Origin of the sequence: Mesorhizobium sp. M4B.F.Ca.ET.089.01.1.1, from assembly GCF_004022605.1 — a bacterium.
GTDB classification, from domain to species: Bacteria; Pseudomonadota; Alphaproteobacteria; order Rhizobiales; family Rhizobiaceae; genus Mesorhizobium; species Mesorhizobium abyssinicae.
In genome coordinates, this window is the sequence record NZ_RZOS01000707.1 from 1 (window position 1) to 1,986 (window position 1,986).

Sequence of the window (1,986 nt, forward strand, 5' to 3'; positions counted from 1 at the left end):
AGGGAGGACTATGTGGCACCGCAGCCGAAACGCGGCGGCCTCAATGGCATTGCCGCCGGCGTGATCGGCGGCGTCATCGCGCTGGCCGCAGCCGGCGGCCTGCAGTTCGCCGGCCTCATCGGCGCGCCGGGGTCGGGCGGCGCTTCGCTCGACGGCGTCAATGGCGAGATCGCCGCGCTGAAGAGCGAGATCGCGGGCCTGAAGCAGGCCGGCGGCAATGGCGATGCCTCGGCCAAGGTCGACGGGCTGTCGTCGGCGCTGGACCAGGTCAAGAGCGATGTCGCGGCGCTGAAATCGGCGGTCGAGCAAGGCGGCGCCGGCGACGCCGCCGGCGTTGCGGCACTTGGCGACAAGCTCAAGCAGATCGAGACGGCGATCGCCGACTTGCAGAAGGCCGGAACTGCCGCGCCTGTCGATCTCGGGCCGCTCAATGAAAAGCTCGCCGGGCTCGACGCGCTGGTGAAATCCGCCGGCGAGGCGGCGAAGGCTGAGGACGGCCGGCTGGCGGCGCTGGAGCAGTCGGTGTCGCAGCTCTCCGGCAAGGTCGAGGCGCAGGCCTCGCAGCCGAAGATCGCGATGGCCATCGCGGCATCGGCGCTGAAGTCGGCGCTCGACCGAGGCGCGCCGTTCGCCGCCGAGCTCGAGACCTTCGCGGCGATTTCGCCTGACGCGCCGGAGATCGCGACGCTGCGCGCCTATGCCGAGAAGGGCGTTTCGACCCGGACGGACATCGCCGCCGAGGTCGATGCCGCTGCCAACGCGATGGTCGCGGCCGCCACGCCCGTCGATGAGAATGCAGGCTTCCTGCAGAACCTGATGTCGAGCGCCGAATCGCTGGTCAAGGTCCGGCCGATCGGCGCCGTCGAGGGCAAGGGCGCGCCGGAAACCGTGGCGCGCATGGAGGTGGCGGTCAACCAGGGCGACTACGCCAAGGCGCTCAGCGAGTACGACACGCTGCCGAAAGCGGTGAAGGCCGCCGGCGCGGATTTTGCCGGCAAGCTGAAGGCGCGACTGGAGGTCGAAAAGCTGATCGATTCGTTGATTGCCGGCGCGATGAAGGCGTGAGGGAGACCAGATGATCCGCATCCTCATCTTCCTCGCCGTCGTCTTCGCGCTCGGGCTCGGCTTCGCCTGGCTGGCCGATCGTCCCGGCGACATGGTCGTCACCTTCAACGGCTATCAGTATCAGGTCAGCCTGATGGTGGCGGCGGTGGCGGTGGTCGCGGTCGTCGCCGCGGTGATGATCCTGTGGTGGCTGGTGAAGTCGCTGTGGAACAGCCCCTATACCATCTCGCGCTATTTCCGGGTGCGCCGCCGCGACCGCGGCTACCAGGCGCTGTCGACCGGCATGATCGCGGCCGGCGCTGGCGACGGGGCGCTGGCGCGCAAGAAGACCAAGGAAGCGGCCAAGCTGATCCGCTCCGACCAGGAGCCGCTGATCCATCTCCTGGAGGCGCAGGCCTCGCTGCTCGAAGGCGATCATGAAGGCGCGCGCGAGAAGTTCGAGGCGATGCTCGACGATCCCGAGATGCGGCTGCTCGGCCTGCGCGGCCTCTATCTGGAGGCCGAGCGCCTCGGCGACCGCAACGCCGCCAGGCACTATGCCGGCCGCGCCGCAGCGGTGGCGCCGCAACTTGCCTGGGCCGCCGAATCGACGCTGGAGGAACTGACCGGTCGCGGCGACTGGGACGGCGCGCTGAAGCTGGTCGAGGCGCAGAAGTCGACGCGGCAGATCGAGCGCGACGCCGCCAACCGCCGCCGCGCCGTGCTGCTCACCGCCAAGGCGCAGGCGCTGATCGACAGTGACGCCAACGCGGCAAGGGCCGCGGCGCTCGAAGCCAACAAGCTCGTGCCCGAATTCGCGCCGGCGGCGGTCGCCGCCGCCAGGCTGCTGTTTCGGCAAAACGATGTGCGCAAGGGCTCCAAGATCCTCGAAGCGGCGTGGCGGGCCGAGCCGCATCCGGAAATCGCCGAGCTCTATACCCA

General features: G+C 69.5%; 2 protein-coding genes. Both read left to right on the top strand.

Going from position 1 to position 1,986, the window contains the following annotated elements:
- The coding region (locus tag EN780_RS32975; protein ID WP_128276357.1) for a COG4223 family protein at positions 1–1,065 on the top strand (1,065 nt) is incomplete at its 5' end.
- Positions 1,066–1,075: 10 nt separating this feature from the next.
- A partial coding sequence (locus EN780_RS32980; RefSeq protein WP_281035395.1) for a heme biosynthesis HemY N-terminal domain-containing protein occupies positions 1,076–1,986 on the top strand: 911 nt, incomplete at its 3' end.